12 protein-coding genes and 1 tRNA gene are annotated in these 15,296 nt (G+C 60.9%); 7 read left to right on the plus strand and 6 right to left on the minus strand.

What is annotated here, in order from left to right; translation table 11 throughout:
• Nucleotides 1–30 precede the first annotated feature (30 nt).
• Both CEC48_RS18020 and CEC48_RS18025 read right to left on the minus strand, forming a co-directional pair.
• Complete coding sequence (locus tag CEC48_RS18020) at nucleotides 31–1,185, minus strand: acyl-CoA dehydrogenase family protein (RefSeq protein WP_088424960.1); 1,155 nt, start codon at nucleotides 1,183–1,185, stop codon at nucleotides 31–33.
• A 70-nt stretch (nucleotides 1,186–1,255) separates the two neighbouring features.
• Nucleotides 1,256–2,113, minus strand: a complete 858-nt coding sequence (locus tag CEC48_RS18025; protein WP_088424961.1) for an IclR family transcriptional regulator — start codon at nucleotides 2,111–2,113, stop codon at nucleotides 1,256–1,258.
• Nucleotides 2,114–2,376: 263 nt separating this feature from the next.
• Between CEC48_RS18025 and CEC48_RS18030 the strand changes: the two genes are divergently transcribed.
• The 4 genes from CEC48_RS18030 (at nucleotide 2,377) to CEC48_RS18045 (ending at nucleotide 6,090) form a co-directional block, all read left to right on the plus strand.
• Nucleotides 2,377–3,162 (plus strand): enoyl-CoA hydratase, encoded by a 786-nt coding sequence (locus tag CEC48_RS18030; RefSeq protein ID WP_088424962.1) that lies wholly within the window; start codon nucleotides 2,377–2,379, stop codon nucleotides 3,160–3,162.
• Nucleotides 3,163–3,164: 2 nt separating this feature from the next.
• Complete coding sequence (locus tag CEC48_RS18035) at nucleotides 3,165–4,694, plus strand: 3-hydroxyacyl-CoA dehydrogenase (RefSeq protein WP_088424963.1); 1,530 nt, start codon at nucleotides 3,165–3,167, stop codon at nucleotides 4,692–4,694.
• A 26-nt stretch (nucleotides 4,695–4,720) separates the two neighbouring features.
• Entirely contained in the window at nucleotides 4,721–5,959 is a 1,239-nt protein-coding gene (locus CEC48_RS18040; RefSeq protein ID WP_088424964.1) for a CaiB/BaiF CoA-transferase family protein, read from the plus strand.
• Nucleotides 5,960–6,014: 55 nt separating this feature from the next.
• A tRNA-Asn gene (locus CEC48_RS18045) sits at nucleotides 6,015–6,090 on the plus strand.
• Between the two features lie 101 nt (nucleotides 6,091–6,191).
• Here CEC48_RS18045 and CEC48_RS18050 read toward each other — a convergent pair.
• Together CEC48_RS18050 and CEC48_RS18055 are read right to left on the minus strand one after the other, a co-directional pair.
• Complete coding sequence (locus CEC48_RS18050; protein ID WP_256579730.1) at nucleotides 6,192–6,977, minus strand: transglutaminase family protein; 786 nt, start codon at nucleotides 6,975–6,977, stop codon at nucleotides 6,192–6,194.
• Between the two features lie 105 nt (nucleotides 6,978–7,082).
• On the minus strand, nucleotides 7,083–7,646 hold the full coding sequence (locus CEC48_RS18055) for a TetR/AcrR family transcriptional regulator (RefSeq protein WP_088424966.1): 564 nt from the start codon (nucleotides 7,644–7,646) through the stop codon (nucleotides 7,083–7,085).
• A gap of 113 nt (nucleotides 7,647–7,759) precedes the next feature.
• On the opposite strand from CEC48_RS18055, the gene CEC48_RS18060 reads away from it, so the two are divergent.
• Together CEC48_RS18060 and CEC48_RS18065 are read left to right on the plus strand one after the other, a co-directional pair.
• Entirely contained in the window at nucleotides 7,760–8,428 is a 669-nt protein-coding gene (locus CEC48_RS18060; protein WP_088424967.1) for a glutathione S-transferase, read from the plus strand.
• 139 nt (nucleotides 8,429–8,567) lie between these two features.
• Nucleotides 8,568–10,613 (plus strand): prolyl oligopeptidase family protein, encoded by a 2,046-nt coding sequence (locus tag CEC48_RS18065; protein WP_088424968.1) that lies wholly within the window; start codon nucleotides 8,568–8,570, stop codon nucleotides 10,611–10,613.
• Here the strand turns inward: CEC48_RS18065 and mug are convergent.
• Both mug and CEC48_RS18075 read right to left on the minus strand, forming a co-directional pair.
• Nucleotides 10,600–11,115: a G/U mismatch-specific DNA glycosylase gene (mug, locus tag CEC48_RS18070; RefSeq protein ID WP_088424969.1), complete on the minus strand. Its 516-nt coding sequence runs from the start codon at nucleotides 11,113–11,115 to the stop codon at nucleotides 10,600–10,602. The two genes, CEC48_RS18065 and mug, sit on opposite strands and share 14 nt — an antisense overlap.
• A 286-nt stretch (nucleotides 11,116–11,401) precedes the next feature.
• Nucleotides 11,402–11,797: a MarR family winged helix-turn-helix transcriptional regulator gene (locus CEC48_RS18075; protein WP_088424970.1), complete on the minus strand. Its 396-nt coding sequence runs from the start codon at nucleotides 11,795–11,797 to the stop codon at nucleotides 11,402–11,404.
• 309 nt (nucleotides 11,798–12,106) lie between these two features.
• Between CEC48_RS18075 and CEC48_RS18080 the strand changes: the two genes are divergently transcribed.
• Complete coding sequence (locus CEC48_RS18080) at nucleotides 12,107–15,295, plus strand: efflux RND transporter permease subunit (RefSeq protein ID WP_088424971.1); 3,189 nt, start codon at nucleotides 12,107–12,109, stop codon at nucleotides 15,293–15,295.
• The last annotated feature ends 1 nt before the right edge of the window (nucleotide 15,296 follow it).

Below are 15,296 nucleotides of genomic sequence, written 5' to 3' on the forward strand. Positions count from 1 at the left end.
CCCCACATGTGATCTGTGTGGTTCTCAGGTTTAGCGCTTGGCCTCACGAATCATGTTGCGGGCGATCACCAACTGCTGGATCTGCGTGGTGCCTTCATACAGCCGGAACAAGCGCACATCGCGATAAAAGCGCTCGATGGCGTACTCGCTCACATACCCGGCACCACCATGAATCTGCACGCAACGGTCGGCCACGCGGCCACACATTTCGGTGGCGAACATCTTCGAGCAGGACGCTTCGGTGCCGATGTTCAGGCCTTCGTCACGCTTGCGCGCCGCGTCCACCACCATGCAGCGGGCGGCGTAGATCTCGGCCTTGCTGTCGGCGAGCATCGCCTGGATCAGCTGGAACTCGGCAATCGGCTGGCCGAACTGCTTGCGCTCCAGGGCGTAATTCAGGGCATCGTTGAGCATGCGCTCGGCAGCCCCGACGCTGACGGCAGCGATGTGCAGGCGACCCTTGTCGAGCACCTTCATCGCCGTCTTGAACCCCACGCCTTCAACACCACCGATCAACTGGTCGGCCGGCACTCGCACGTTGTCGAAAATCACGTCGCAGGTGTGGGCGCCTTTCTGGCCCATCTTGTGGTCGCGCTTGCCCAGGGACAGTCCCGGCGTATTGCGCTCGACGATAAACGCACTGATGCCGCCCGAGCCCTTGATGTCCGGGTTGGTGCGCGCCATCACCGTGTAAATCCCGGCGTGAGGGGCGTTGGTGATAAAGCGCTTGGTGCCGTTGATGACGTAGTGATCACCGTCGCGCACCGCCGTGGTTTTCAACGAGGCGGCGTCGGAGCCCGAGTCCGGTTCGGTCAGGCAGAACGAGCTGAGCAGTTCGCCGCTGGCCAGTTTGGGCAGGTAGTGCTGTTTCTGCGCCTCGGTGCCGTCCAGCAGAATGCCGATGGAGCCGATGCCGTTGTTGGTGCCGAAGTAGGAGCGGAATGCCGGCGAGGTGCGCCCCAGCTCAAAGGCCACGTTGACCTCTTCTTCCATGGTCAGCCCGAGGCCGCCGTAGGCTTCGGGCAGGGTCAGGCCGAACAGGCCCAACTCGCGGAACTGGCTGACGATATCCGCCGGCACGTCGTCGGTCTCGGCCAGCTCGTTTTCCCGTGGGATCAGCGCTTCGTTGACGAACTGCTGGAGGGTTTCCAGCAACAGGTGAAGCGTTTCGGGGTCTCGGATCATGTGCATTCCTCAGCGGCCCGTTCGGCAGGCCTGTTGAAAGTCAATCTGCCGAGGCCCTGCACCGATCTGTCTAGCGGGCGGCGGCCTCGATGTTGTTCACCATGTGCTTGAGACGGGGCCCGATGTCGTCCTCGAGTTTCTCCCGGGAAAGGTGAAAACTCGGTCCGCCACAGTTGAACGTCAGCAGCCCATGTTGTGCATGCAGCAGCGGTACGGCGATGGCGTTTACATCGCGGTGCCACTCACCGATCGACATGCAGTAGCCGAAGTCGGTGTAATCGCGGAAGGCGCGTTCCAGGCCCTTCCTGATTCCCGGCCAGTCCTCCAGATGACGCTGGCGGATATGGTCGAGGATAAATTCCCGCTCGTTTTCCGGCATCGCTGCCAGGCAGGCGCGGCCTGCGGAACTCAAGTGCAACGGCAACCGCGTACCGACCTGGCGGCGCATGGTCATGTTCGCTTCGCCCTGGACCACGTCCAGGTAAACCATGTCCAGGCGGTCCCGCGTGGCCATCGCCACGGCGGCCTGGGCGTACTTGGCCATCGTCTCCATCAGCGGGTGGGCCACGGCCCGCACCGACAGGTTGGAAAGCATCGCGTAACCGAACGCCATTACCCCTACATCCAACTGATACCGGCCCGACTGCGGCAGGTGCTTGAGGTAGCCCAAGCGGGTCAGCGTGTGGGTCATCCGCGTGATCGTCGGCTTTGGCAGCCCGGTCTTGCGCGCCAGCTCCTGGTTACCCAACACGCTTTCGCTGGGGGTGAAGCAGCGCAGCAATTCCAGGCCCCTCGCCAGGGCGGTGACGAACTGGCGGTCCTTGTCTTCCTCCTCGTCGGCATTCATTGGGTCGATCAGCAAGTGCTCGAACGCGTGGTTGCCGGCAGGTGCTTCGGGTGTGTTCGGGTCCCTGTTTCGACGGCGCATGTTAGTCCCCCTTTTTTTAGAAAATCAACAAAACAAAATTGTATTCCGCACAGCGAAACTAAGCAACTTGCCTGGTGATTGTATTTTTGTTTAATAAAACCCTTCTAAACAACGAGTTATAGCCAGATTTACGGGGTGGTCAGGTTTTTACGTTTACATCGCGACGGCTCGGTCCTTATGATTATCGCTAAATACGGAATGTTGTTTCGCATAGCGAAACTAGCGATATCCGAACTAACAAGAACATTGCAGCAGGAGAACATGTGGCCAGCCTTGACCAACCCGTGGTGCACCTCGACGTCCAGGACAATGGCGTCGCCGTGGTACGCATCCACCGTCCTGAAGTGAAAAACGCCTTGAACGCCCAGGTTCGCGAAGAGCTGGCGGAGCATTTTCGTGCCCTGGCCAAACGTCGTGATGTGCGCGCCATCGTGCTCACCGGCGGCGATCAGTTCTTCGTGGCCGGTGCCGACATCAAGGAGTTCGCCAGCGCCAGCCCGATCGAGATGTACCGCCGGCACACCGAGTATTTGTGGGAAGCCATCAGCCGCTGCCCGAAGCCGGTGATCGCCGCAGTGAATGGTTTTGCCTTAGGCGGCGGCTGTGAGTTGGCCATGCATTGCGACCTGATCGTCGCCGGTGAGTCGGCGCGGTTCGCCCAGCCCGAGGTCAAGCTGGGCCTGATGCCGGGCGCCGGAGGCACCCAGCGCCTGGTGCGCGCCGTGGGTAAGTTCCAGGCCATGCGCATCGCGTTGACCGGCTGCATGGTCAAGGCGCCGGAAGCCCTGGCCATGGGCATGCTCAGCGAAGTGGTGGCAGACGATCAAACCATCCCCCGCGCCCTGGAACTGGCTGCGCACATTGCTGCATTGCCGCCGCTGGCGGTGGAACAGATCAAGGAAGTGATGCTTGCCGGTGCCGACCTGCCGCTGGAAAGCGCGCTGGTATTGGAGCGCAAGGCCTTCCAACTGCTGTTTGATTCGGCAGACCAGAAGGAGGGCGCCGCGGCGTTCTTCGAAAAACGCACCGCGAACTACCTGGGGGAATGAACATGACTGATTCAATCAAGATCATGGGCCTGGTTGGCACCGGCGTGATGGGCGCCGGGATTGCACAGATTGCCGCGCAGGCGGGTGTGTTGGTGCGCTTGTTCGACGCGCGTGACGGTGCGGCGCAAAGCGCTCGGGATAACCTTGGCGCCACGCTTTCGAAGCTGGCCGCCAAGGGCAAGATCACCCACGCGGCGATGGACACAACGCTTGCGAACCTGCAAGTGGCCGCCACGGTTGAGGCGTTGCGCGATTGCGATTTGGTGGTGGAAGCCATCGTCGAAAACCTCGATGCCAAGCGCGGCCTGTTGCAGCAACTCGAAGGCGTTGTCAGCGCGGGCTGCATCCTCGCCACCAACACCTCATCGCTGTCGGTCACGGCCATTGCCACCGGCTGCCAACACCCTGGGCGGGTGGCGGGGCTGCACTTCTTCAACCCGGTGCCGTTGATGCGCGTCGTCGAAGTGATCGATGGCCTGGCCACCGCGCCGAAGGTCGGCAATGACCTGCTGGCCTTCGTCGCTCGCACCGGCCATCGCGGCGTGCGCGCCAAGGACACCCCGGGTTTTATCGTCAACCACGCCGGCCGCGCGTATGGCACCGAAGCCTTGAAGATGCTCGATGAAGGCATTGCCGAGCGCGGCGATATCGACCGTATCCTGCGTGAAGGCGCAGGCTTTCGCATGGGCCCGCTGGAACTGCTCGACCTCACCGGGCTCGACGTTTCCCACCCGGTGATGGAGTCGATCTACGACCAGTTCTATCAAGAAGCGCGCTACAAGCCGTCGCCGCTGACCCGGCAGATGCTGGTGGGCGGGCGCCTGGGCCGCAAGAGCGGGCAGGGCTTCTACCGTTATGAAAATGGCCAGGTGGTCGACGGTCCGCAACCGCAGCCAGTACCTTCAGTGAAGGCACTGCCGCCGGTGTGGATCGCCACCGAAAACGCCGAAGACTACGAGCGCCTCAGCGCCTTGGTGATCGAATTGGGCGCGCACCTTGAAAGCGCGGCGCAGCCTTCGCCTGACGCGTTGTGCCTGCTGGCGCCTTACGGCCTCGACGCCACGTCGGCCAGCGAGCGCTTCCACACCGACCCGGCGCACACCTTGTGCATCGATCTGCTGACCGACCTGTCGCGCCATCGCACCTTGATGCAAAACCCGCTGACCTCCAGCGCCATGCGCGACGCCGCCCACGCGCTGCTCGCCCGTGACGGTGTGGGCGTGACGGTGATCAGCGACAGCGTCGGCTTCGTCGCCCAGCGTACTTTGGCGATGGTGGTCAACCTGGCCTGCGACATCGCCCAGCAACGCATCGCCAGTGTTAGCGATATCGACCAGGCGGTGCAACTTGGCCTGGGTTATCCACAAGGGCCGCTCGCCTGGGGCGATGCCCTTGGGCCACGGCGCATCCTCACGATTTTGCAGCGTATGAGCGAACTCACCCACGACCCGCGTTATCGCCCCAGCCCCTGGCTGCGGCGGCGTGCCGTGCTGGGGATTTCCCTGCGTCATGAAGAGCCGGCAGTCGGCTGATTTCGATTCATCACAGGACAAGAATAATGGGTGCATTGACAGGTTTGCGGGTGCTGGATTTAAGCCGGGTATTGGCCGGGCCCTGGTGTGGCCAGGTGTTGGCTGACTTGGGCGCGGAAGTGATCAAGATCGAACGGCCGCAAAGCGGTGACGATACCCGCGGCTGGGGCCCGCCGTGGATGAAGACAGACACCGGCGAGTCGTCCGGGCAGGCGTCTTATTACCAGTCCACTAATCGCGGCAAGTTATCCGTGGCCATCGACCTTGCCAGCAGCGAAGGGCAGGAACTGGTGCGGGCCCTGGCGGCCAGTTCCGATGTGCTGATCGAAAACTACAAGGCCGGCTCCCTGGCCCGTTATGGCCTGGATTACGCGACCCTGGCCGAGATCAATCCTCGGCTGGTGTACTGCTCCATCACCGGCTTCGGCCAGACCGGCCCGCGTGCCGAAGAGCCCGGCTACGACTTCATCATCCAGGGCATCGGCGGCCTGATGAGCATCACCGGCGAGCGTGACGACCTGCCCGGCGGCAGCCCGCAAAAAGTCGGCGTGGCGTTCTCCGACCTGATGACCGGCCTGTATTCCACCGTCGCCATCCAGGCCGCATTGCTCAGCCGCGAACGCACCGGCGTCGGCCAACACATCGACATGGCACTGCTGGACGTACAAGTGGCAACCTTGGCCAACCAGAGCATGAACTACCTGGCCTCGGGCAAGGTACCCGAGCGTTACGGCAACGCCCACGCCAACATCGTGCCGTACCAGGTATTCCGCGCGGCAGACCGCGACTTCATTATTGCCTGCGGCAACGACAGCCAGTTTGTTGCGCTGTGCAGCAGCATTGGCCTGCCGCACCTGCCGGACGATCCACGCTTTCGGCGCAATGCCGATCGGGTCGCGCATCGGGCCGAGATTGTCGAGCTGTTGTCGGCGCACTTTCTGGGGCGCACGGCGGACGAGTGGGTGGCGAGTATTCACGCATCGAAGGTGCCGGTGGGCGCGATCAACAGCATCGCGCAATCGCTGGAAGAGCCTCAGGTGATTGCCCGTGGGTTGATGGTGAAGATCCCGCACCCAAAGAATCCGGAGTTCGCCATGGTCGGCAGCCCGATCAAGATGTCGGGCACACCGGTGGAGTATGTAAGGCCGGCGCCGATGTTGGGGCAGCATACCGATGAGGTGTTGGGTGAGCGTCTGGGCTTGTCGGCTGAGCAGTTGGCTCAGTTGAAGGGCAGGGGTGTGGTCGAGCAGTTGAATGAGGAATGACCGGGAAACATTAAATGCTTGACTTCTCCTTTTCAATCAGTAACATACGGCGCATTCCGCGATAGCTCAGTTGGTAGAGCAAATGACTGTTAATCATTGGGTCCCTGGTTCGAGTCCAGGTCGTGGAGCCAGACGTTAGAAAAAGCCTGCAGAGATGCAGGCTTTTTTTTGCCTGGGATTTGCCCCGGCAATCCTGGCGCATAGCGTGATTTGCAAAGAGACCGCTCACTTATCAATTCGACGAGCGTGGGGGCTCACGATGCTCGCAGGTGCGGCTCAACGCAGTGCTGTCGTGTGCCTCCTCGCGGATACGGCGCACGTTATTGTTAAGTACCTTGTAAAAAAAACGGTGGTACAGCCAGCCCTTCAAACCGTTCAGGTTGGTCTTGTGCTCGGTATAGAACTCGTCGGGCGAGGCCCACACCCCAAGTTCCCGCGCAATGCCTTCGCGCTGGATAAAGGTGTCCCGTCCCGTCCATTGCACTGCCGGCTTGGCCAGGCAAGGGGTTGCTATCGCATAGCCGAGAAAGGCGTGTTGGCAATTGCTGAACTTGTTTTGCACCGCACGCAGGTATTGCTCGTCCAGAATCACACCTTCAAGCACAACCCAGCGTTCGTGCAGGCGGACTTCGACCCAGGTGTGAAGAATTTCCTTCGGCGACATGAAGTAGACAAAGGGTGTCATTGCCCCTTTTTGCAGGCGCTTGTCGATAGTGAAACCACGCAGCCGGCAGGGAATGGCCAGCGCACGCAGCAATCCCATCAACAGCGTCGACTTGGTGTTGCAGTGGCCCAAGCCTTCTTCAAGGATAGCGGACATCGGCAGGCTGTCGGCGCCGGCGTTGTAGCCGAAAAGGATCTCATCGCGACAGAATTCGTAGACGGCTCTCGCAGCCTGTTCCTGCGGCAGTTGGCGCCAGCCGCGCGCGTCGATGAGCTGAGTGATGTTGCCCGCGTCGAAGTCGAGTATCGATGTGCGTCTTAGATAATCCTGATCCTGCTGCTTGCTTATGGCCAAAACCTCCGTGATTTTGTGCAGCCTGAACCCTATAGCTACATCAAGGTCAAGGCTATATGAGCAGAAGCAAGCAAGTTCTGACGAGCTACCCTGGATCATAAAGCTCTAAGCGGGCAGCAACCCCGCCTGCCGATAGCTCTCGATCAACCCATCATAAAGCGCGATATCCGAGCGGCTCCGCGCCATCAACTGGGCGCCGGCTACTGCCGCGAAAATCGCCCGGCCCCGGTTGTCACTGTCTGCGGGTTTGACCACTTTCCCAGCAACCAGAACCTTGCTCAGCCACGCCACATTGATATCGGCAAAGGCCTGCACTTCGGTCTTCACGGGCTCCGGCAAGTCAGCATATTCGGCAGCCATGAAGCTGCACAGGCACAGGCGGTTATCGTTCTCCAGGGACCTGCGAAACACGTTGGGATACGCGTGCAGGCACTGCAGCGGGTCCGCCGTTTCGGCCAGCATGGCGTCCAGGTCAGCGGCGGTGTCTTCCCAATAGCGGCGGGCGACGGCGGCGCCGAGGTCGCCTTTGGTCGGGAAGTGATAGTGGATGCTCGAACTCTTGATACCGACCACTTGTGCCAGGTCACGAAAATTCAGACCGCTGTAGCCATGCGACTGTGCGGCGTTCCTGGCGGCGGCCAGAATCGATTCCCGATGGTTTGAGCTCACTTCACTGCCTCGCTGTATCAATGGCTGCGCATGTTAAGCGAAAAATAGCGCTTGACCGTTAAATTTTAAACCTCTAGCTTTTGTCTATCAACTGATAGATAGGTAGATTTGACATGAGCACTCACTTCAAGATTTACGATTGGCACACCGGCCCCTATCCGGCGCGAGTACGTATCGCGTTGGCTGAGAAAAACCTGCAGGCGCGCGCCGAGTTTGTCTCGGTAGACCTGTGGAAAGGCGAGCACAAGACGGCTGATTTTCTCGCCAAAAACTATTCGGGCACGCTGCCAGTGATTGAACTGGACGACGGCACCTTCATTGGCGAATGCACGGCCATTACCGAGTACCTGGACGCGCTGGATGGCAATCCCGTACTGACGGGCAGAACCCCGAAGGAAAAGGGCGTGATTCACATGATGAGCAAGCGCGCGGAGCTTGAGTTGCTCGACGCGATCAGTGTGTATTTCCACCATGCCACGCCCGGGCTCGGGCCGGATGTCGAGCTGTATCAAAACGCCGAGTGGGGCTTTCGTCAGCGCGATAAGGCGCTTAGGGGCATGCACTATTTCAACGAGGTTCTAAAACACCAGCCATTCGTTGCGGGGGAGGTGTTTTCCATGGCCGATATCACCGTTATTGGGGGGTTGATCTTTGCCCAGTTGGTGGAGTTGGCCGTGCCCGCCGAGTGCGAAGCGCTGCTGGCGTGGTACGCCAGGATGCAGGAGCGTTCGAGCGTGAAGAACCGGGTGACGATGTCTGAGCCGGCTGTTCTCCTTTCGTAACGGCCCGCACCAGCGTCCCCCTGTATCGCTTGTCAGATTGGGTAGCGCACCCGGTTGCCTGCTTTTTTTATCGCACAAAGAACGTCAAAGTTGGGCACCCTATGCGCTATCCATTGCTATTTTTCGACAGGATTCGAACATGTCAAAACCTCCCGAAACCACTCCCGATCCTTACCAATGGCTTGAAGATGTCGACAGCACGCGGTCAATGGACTGGGTACAGGCACAGAACCTCAAGACCGAAGACCGCCTGGCCAGATCCGACAGCTTCAAGCACATCAAAGCCGAAGTGCTGGAGATTCTGGACTCGGACAGCAATATCCCCCACGTCGACAAGGTCGGCGCCTACTACTACAACTTCTGGATGGACGCCGCTCACCCACGGGGCCTGTGGCGCCGCACCACGCTGGCGGAGTACCGCAAGGCGCAGCCCGCCTGGGAAACGTTGCTGGACCTTGATGCATTGAACGCCGCCGAGGGCGAAAACTGGGTGTGGCACGGTGCTAACTACCTGCGCCCGGACTACCAGCGCTGCTTGCTGGAGTTGTCGCGCGGCGGGGCGGATGCGGGTGTCATCCGCGAGTTTGATCTGGCGAGTAAAACCTGGGTCGAAGACGGCTTCCAGTTGCCAGAGTCCAAGGGCGGCCTGGGCTGGATTGACCGTGACAACGTCTATGTCTTCACCGATTTTGGCGAAGGGACGATGACCCATTCCGGTTACCCGCGCATCGTCAAACAGTGGCAGCGCGGTACGCCGTTGAGCGCCGCCAGCGTTGTCTACGAAGGCACGCTGGATGACATGTACATCGCGGCGATGCACGACGACACGCCCGGCTATGAGCGTGACTTCGTCAGCCGCACGCTGGCGTTCTACAACAATGAGCTATACCTGCGTGGCAACGACGGCCAGTTAAGCAAAATCGACGCGCCGAACTCGGCTGAAAAGTCGGTGCATAAAGACTGGCTGCTGTTGCAACTGCGCGATGACTGGGGGCTGGGCGAGGGGTTTGTGTCCGGCTCGTTGCTGGCGATCAAGTTTGATCGCTTCATGGCGGGCCAGCGTGATTTCGAGGTGCTGTTCACCCCCACAAACAGCACCTCGCTGACCGGTTTTACCTGGACCCTGAATCACCTGGTGCTGAACGTACTCGATCACGTGAAGAACCGCCTCAGTGTGCTGACCCCCGGCGCGAATGGATGGCAGCGCAGCGAATTCACCGGTGCGCCAGACATGGGCACGGTGGATGCCGACGCGGTGGACAGCGACGACAGTGATGCGGTCTGGCTGGTGAGCACTGACTACCTGACGCCGACCACCTTATCGCTGGCCGAGATAGGTCATGCGCCCGAGGCGCTGAAAACCTTGCCGGCGTTCTTCGATTCAAGCCGGTACGTTGTCGAGCAGCACTTCGCGCTTTCCAGGGACGGCACCCGTGTGCCGTATTTCGTGGTGTATGGGAAGGATTTGCCGCGCGATGGAGCGGCACCCACCTTGCTCTCTGGCTACGGCGGTTTCGAGGCTTCCCTGACGCCGCACTACTCCGGTGAAGTAGGCCGCGCCTGGCTCTCGAAGGGCGGCGTGTACGTGGTTGCCAACATTCGCGGCGGGGGTGAATACGGTCCTCGCTGGCATCAGGCGGCACTCAAGCAAAACCGTCCGCGCGCCTATGAAGATTTTGCCGCCGTGGCCCGAGACCTGATCGACCGTGGGATCACTTCACCCCGGCACCTGGGCGCGCAGGGTGGCAGTAACGGCGGCTTGTTGGTCGGCAATATGCTGACCCAATACCCGGAACTGTTCGGGGCAATCGTTTCCCAAGTGCCATTACTCGATATGCAGCGCTACCACCACTTGCTGGCCGGGGCGTCGTGGATGGGGGAATACGGCAACCCGGACTTGCCTGAAGAGTGGGCGTACATCCAGACGTTTTCGCCGTACCACCTGTTTGATCCGGCGAAGGCCTACCCACCGGTATTTTTCCTGACCTCGACCCGCGATGACCGCGTGCATCCAGCCCACGCCCGCAAGCTGGCGGCGAAGATGATCGAGGCCGGCAAGGACGTGACGTATTACGAGAATATCGAGGGTGGGCACGGCGGGGCGGCGGACAATGCACAGGCTGCACACAGGAAGGCTCTGGTTTACAGCTTTTTGTGGGAACGGTTGAGCCCTAGCCGGGATTGACCGATGCCAGCCTCAATTGTCGGTACGCCTCCACCAACTGGTCGAGGGTAAACGCAAGATTCCTCCCACTGGGATTCGGCAAGACCCACACTGCCGAATCCCCCAATTTCTGCGGCTGCAACCCCCACGCAATCTCCCGCTGCCCGGTCAACGCGCCATACGCCGCCTTCCCCAGAAACGCCACAAACCGTGGTGCATAGCACGTGATCTTGCTTTCAAAACGCGCTGCCGCCGCCCTGAATTCATCCGCTGACAACTGATCCGCCCGCGCCGTCGGCCGCTCCACCACCGTGGTCAGTCCGCACTGGTACTGCAAGATCGTCCGGTCGTTTTCCGGCTGTACTTCATGGGGCGTAAACCCGGCCAGGTGCAGCGTGCGCCAGAACCGGTTGCTCCTGCCCATAAAGTGATGCCCGGTGGCGGCGGCCTTCAGCCCCGGGTTGATGCCGCAAAAAAACACGGCGAGGTCTTCGGCCAGAATGTCTTCGAGTTTTTCGGTCATGCTGCGCCTCCGGGACAAAGGGGACTGATCTATTTAAAACTCTGGCCCCTAGCTTAAATAGACCTGTCGGCTTTATCCGAGAATTGTCACATCCGGCTGAACGTGCGTTTGGCCGCTCTTTTGTAGGCGCTGGCTTGCCAGCGAAAAACCTGAGGGCGCCGCGTTCATTCAGGATGCCAACGTCATCGTTAACGACCTTCGCGAGCAAGCTCGCTCCTACAGTAGTGAGCCGCGGTAAGAGCTGAACCATAAGCGGCCATAACCGAAGAAACGGATATGCCCCCAATCAACCACCCTTGCCCAACAACGCCCGCGCAAACTCGTCAGACGCAATAAAGTCCATGGACCTGCGCAGCTCGCAGGCCGCCTCAGCACCAAACACCTCATCAAACCGCACCGCCATCTGTTTGGACACCACCCGCGCCTCTTCAAATTTGCGTTGCCCCGCGTCCGTCAACAGCACCCGCCGGCTACGCCGATCCAACTCGTCCACCTGCAACACCACCAGCCCGTCGCGCACCAGCGGCTTGAGCGTATGACCCAGCGCCGACAAATCCATCACCAACGACTGCGCCAAGTCACGCATCTTCGGCGCATCGCCATTGGCAATGTGATTCAACAGCGAATACTGGGTAGCTTTCAAACCAAACGGCACAAACGCTTCGTCATAGATTTGCGCCATACGGCGGGACGCGCGCCGCACGGCTCCGTTGGAGCAGGTGCTGGGGCTATTCTGGGTGGGCGGTGCGCATTTCACGGGCGGGTTACTCGCTACAGCTAAAGGGTTAACCGAACGTTAATCCGGCAAGATGAATATTGACACATGCTGCAACAAATTAGTTGCGTATGCCTCTAAATTCTATATCGTGGCATATGCCTCTATTTTGACCGGATGTCAGCGCAGTTGGCCCGGATTACAGACGGGCGGGGCAGGAGGAAAGCACTGTTCAGTGCCTCCTTCAGTGTTCAACTTCCTGTCTGGATCACACCTATGCTCAGCCTTGTGCGCATCGCATTGCGGCGCCCCTATACCTTTCTGGTATTGGCTATTTTCATCATGATTGTGGGCCCGCTTGCGGCCTGGCGTACCCCGACCGACATCTTCCCCGAAATTCGCATCCCCGTGATTGCCGTGATCTGGCAGTACACCGGCTTGCCACCGGACCAGATGGCCGGCCGTATCACCTCGCCGTTCGAGCGGGTGCTGACCACCACGGTCAACGACATCCGCCATATCGAGGCGCAGTCGTTGAACGGCTTCGGCATCGTCAAGGTGTACTTCCAGCCGGGGGTCAATATCAGTACGGCCAACGCACAAGTGACCTCGGTATCCCAGGCCATCCTGCGCCAACTGCCGCCCGGCACCACACCGCCGCTGGTGCTCAACTACAGCGCCTCGACGGTGCCGATCGTGCAGTTGGCATTGTCCGGCAAAGGGCTCACCGAACAGAAACTCGGTGACCTGGGCCTGAACACCGTGCGCCTGATGCTGACCACGGTGCCCGGTGCCGCGCTGCCGTACCCGTTTGGCGGCAAGACCCGCCAGGTGCAGATCGACCTCGACTCGGCGCGGATGCAGGCGCGCGGCCTTTCGGCGCAAGACGTGGCCACGGCCCTGGCCATCCAGAACCTGATTACCCCGGTGGGCACGCAAAAGATCGGCAGCTACGAATTCAACCTGCAACTGAACAACTCGCCGACGGATTTCCACGACCTGGAAAACCTGCCCATCAAGACCGCCGACGGCACCACCGTGTTGATTCGTGACGTGGCCACCGTGCGTGACGGCAACCCGCCGCAGACCAACATCGTGCACGTCAACGGCAACCGTTCCGTGCTGCTGCCGGTGCTCAAGACCGGTTCGGCGTCGACCCTTGGGGTGATCGCCGGCATCAAGGACAAACTGGCCGATAACAAAGGCGCCTTGCCGCCCAACCTGAATATCGACCTGATCGGCGACCAGTCGCTGTTCGTGCGCTCGGCCATCAGCGGCGTGGCCCGTGAAGGGGTGATTGCGGCGGCGCTGACCAGCCTGATGATCCTGTTGTTCCTCGGCAGTTGGCGCTCCACGGTGATCATCGCCACCTCGATCCCGTTGGCGATTCTGTCGTCGATTGCAACCCTGTCGGCGCTTGGCGAAACCCTCAACATCATGACCCTCGGCGGCCTGGCGCTGGCCGTGGGGATTCTGGTGGACGACGCCACGGTGACCATCGAAAACATCAACTGGCACCTGGAACAGGGCAAGCCGGTGGAGACGGCGATCCTCGACGGTGCGGCGCAGATCGTCACCCCGGCGTTCGTGTCCTTGCTGTGTATCTGCATCGTGTTCGTGCCGATGTTTTTCCTGGAGGGCGTGGCGCGCTTCCTGTTTGTGCCGATGGCTGAAGCGGTGATCTTCGCGATGATCGCCTCGTTCATTCTCTCGCGAACCCTGGTGCCGACCCTCGCCAATTACCTGCTCAAGCCTCACGAACATCATGAGGACGGCACACCTGTTGTCGCACCCTCGAGCAACCCGCTGGTGAAATTCCAGCGCGGGTTCGAGCGCCAGTTCGAAGCGTTTCGCGGGGTTTACCACGGGGCGCTGGAGAGTGCGTTGCATCACCGCCGTATCGTGGTGATAGCGCTGTTGGCGTTTGTCGCCGTGTCGTTTGCGCTGGTGCCGTTTTTGGGCCGCAACTTCTTCCCCGAGGTCGACTCCGGGCAGATCCTGCTGCATGTGCGGGCGCCGATCGGTACGCGGGTCGAGAGCAACGCGCGGTTGGTCTCGCAGATCGAGAACACCCTGCACAAAGTAATCGACCCGCAGGAATTGGCGGCCATCGTCGACAACATCGGCCTGGCCATCAGCGGGATCAACGTGGCCTATAACAACACCGGCACCGTCGGTTCCCAGGACAGTGATATCCAGATTAGCCTGAAAGAAGGCCATCGCCCCACCGCCGAATACATGCGCGAACTGCGTGAGCGACTGCCCCGTGAATTCCCGAATGCCGTGTTCTCGTTCCCGGCGTCGGACATCGTCGGGCAGATCCTCAACTTCGGTTCTTCTGCGCCGGTGGATGTGCAAATTGCCGGGAATAACCTGCCGGCCAACTTCACCTATGCCAGCACATTGCTGCGGGAAATTCGTCGGGTGCCGGGTGTGGTGGATGCGCGTATCCAGCAGTCGCGGCAACTGCCCACCTTCAAGATCGACGTGGACCGCACGCAAGCACAGTTGGTGGGCCTGAACGAGCGCGATGTGACCAACAGCCTGGTGGTTAACCTCGCCGGTTCCAGCCAGGTGGCGCCGACCTTTTGGCTCAACCCGGCCAACGGCGTGTCTTACCCGATCGTGATGCAAACCCCGCAATACGGCCTCGACACCTTGGCCGCGCTGCATAACCTGCCGTTGAGCGGCAGCGCGGGTGCAGCGTCAGACCAGACCCTCGGCGGCCTGGCGTCCATCGAACGCAGCCACGCCAACTCGGTGGTGACTCAGTCGGATATCCAGCCGGTGGTCGAGGTATTGACCGCGATCCAGGGCCGCGACCTCGGCGCAGTCGCCGCTGATATCCAGAAGATCATCGCCGCCCACGCCAGCGAGGTGCCCACCGGTTCCAAGGTGCTGTTGCAGGGCCAGGTGCAAACCATGAACGCGGCCTTCAGTGGTTTGCTGTTTGGCCTGCTCGGCGCCGTGGTGCTGATCTACCTGCTGATCGTGGTCAACTTCCAGTCCTGGGCTGACCCGTTCGTGATCATCACCGCCTTGCCGGCGGCGCTCGCGGGCATTGTGTGGATGCTGTTTGTCACCCACACGCCGCTGTCGGTACCGGCGCTCACCGGGGCGATCATGTGCATGGGCGTGGCCACCGCCAACGCCATCCTGGTGGTGAGCTTCTGCCGCGAGCGCCTGGCGGTGCACGGTGATGCGGTGCAGGCGGCGCTGGAAGCCGGCTTTACCCGCCTGCGGCCGGTATTGATGACCGCGATTTCGATGATCATCGGCATGGCGCCGATGGCCCTGAGCCTGGGGGAGGGCGGCGAACAGAACGCCCCGCTGGGCCGCGCGGTTATCGGCGGGCTGGCCTTCGCCACCATTGCCACGTTGTTTCTGGTTCCGCTGATTTTCAGTCTTGTGCACGGGCGGCGTCAGCACGCCACGCTTGCGACCACCGCCACTCAAGGGGTTTGAC

The sequence above is a fragment of the Pseudomonas sp. K2I15 genome, assembly GCF_002204795.1.
Lineage (GTDB): Bacteria > Pseudomonadota > Gammaproteobacteria > Pseudomonadales > Pseudomonadaceae > Aquipseudomonas.

Coding starts and splice junctions, on each gene's coding strand:
- CEC48_RS18020 (WP_088424960.1), bottom strand. CDS start 1,185: ATGATCCGAGACCCCGAAACGCTTCACCTGTTGCTGGAAACCCTCCAG.
- CEC48_RS18025 (WP_088424961.1), bottom strand. CDS start 2,113: ATGCGCCGTCGAAACAGGGACCCGAACACACCCGAAGCACCTGCCGGC.
- CEC48_RS18035 (WP_088424963.1), top strand. CDS start 3,165: ATGACTGATTCAATCAAGATCATGGGCCTGGTTGGCACCGGCGTGATG.
- CEC48_RS18040 (WP_088424964.1), top strand. CDS start 4,721: ATGGGTGCATTGACAGGTTTGCGGGTGCTGGATTTAAGCCGGGTATTG.
- CEC48_RS18060 (WP_088424967.1), top strand. CDS start 7,760: ATGAGCACTCACTTCAAGATTTACGATTGGCACACCGGCCCCTATCCG.
- CEC48_RS18065 (WP_088424968.1), top strand. CDS start 8,568: ATGTCAAAACCTCCCGAAACCACTCCCGATCCTTACCAATGGCTTGAA.
- mug (WP_088424969.1), bottom strand. CDS start 11,115: ATGACCGAAAAACTCGAAGACATTCTGGCCGAAGACCTCGCCGTGTTT.
- CEC48_RS18075 (WP_088424970.1), bottom strand. CDS start 11,797: ATGGCGCAAATCTATGACGAAGCGTTTGTGCCGTTTGGTTTGAAAGCT.
- CEC48_RS18080 (WP_088424971.1), top strand. CDS start 12,107: ATGCTCAGCCTTGTGCGCATCGCATTGCGGCGCCCCTATACCTTTCTG.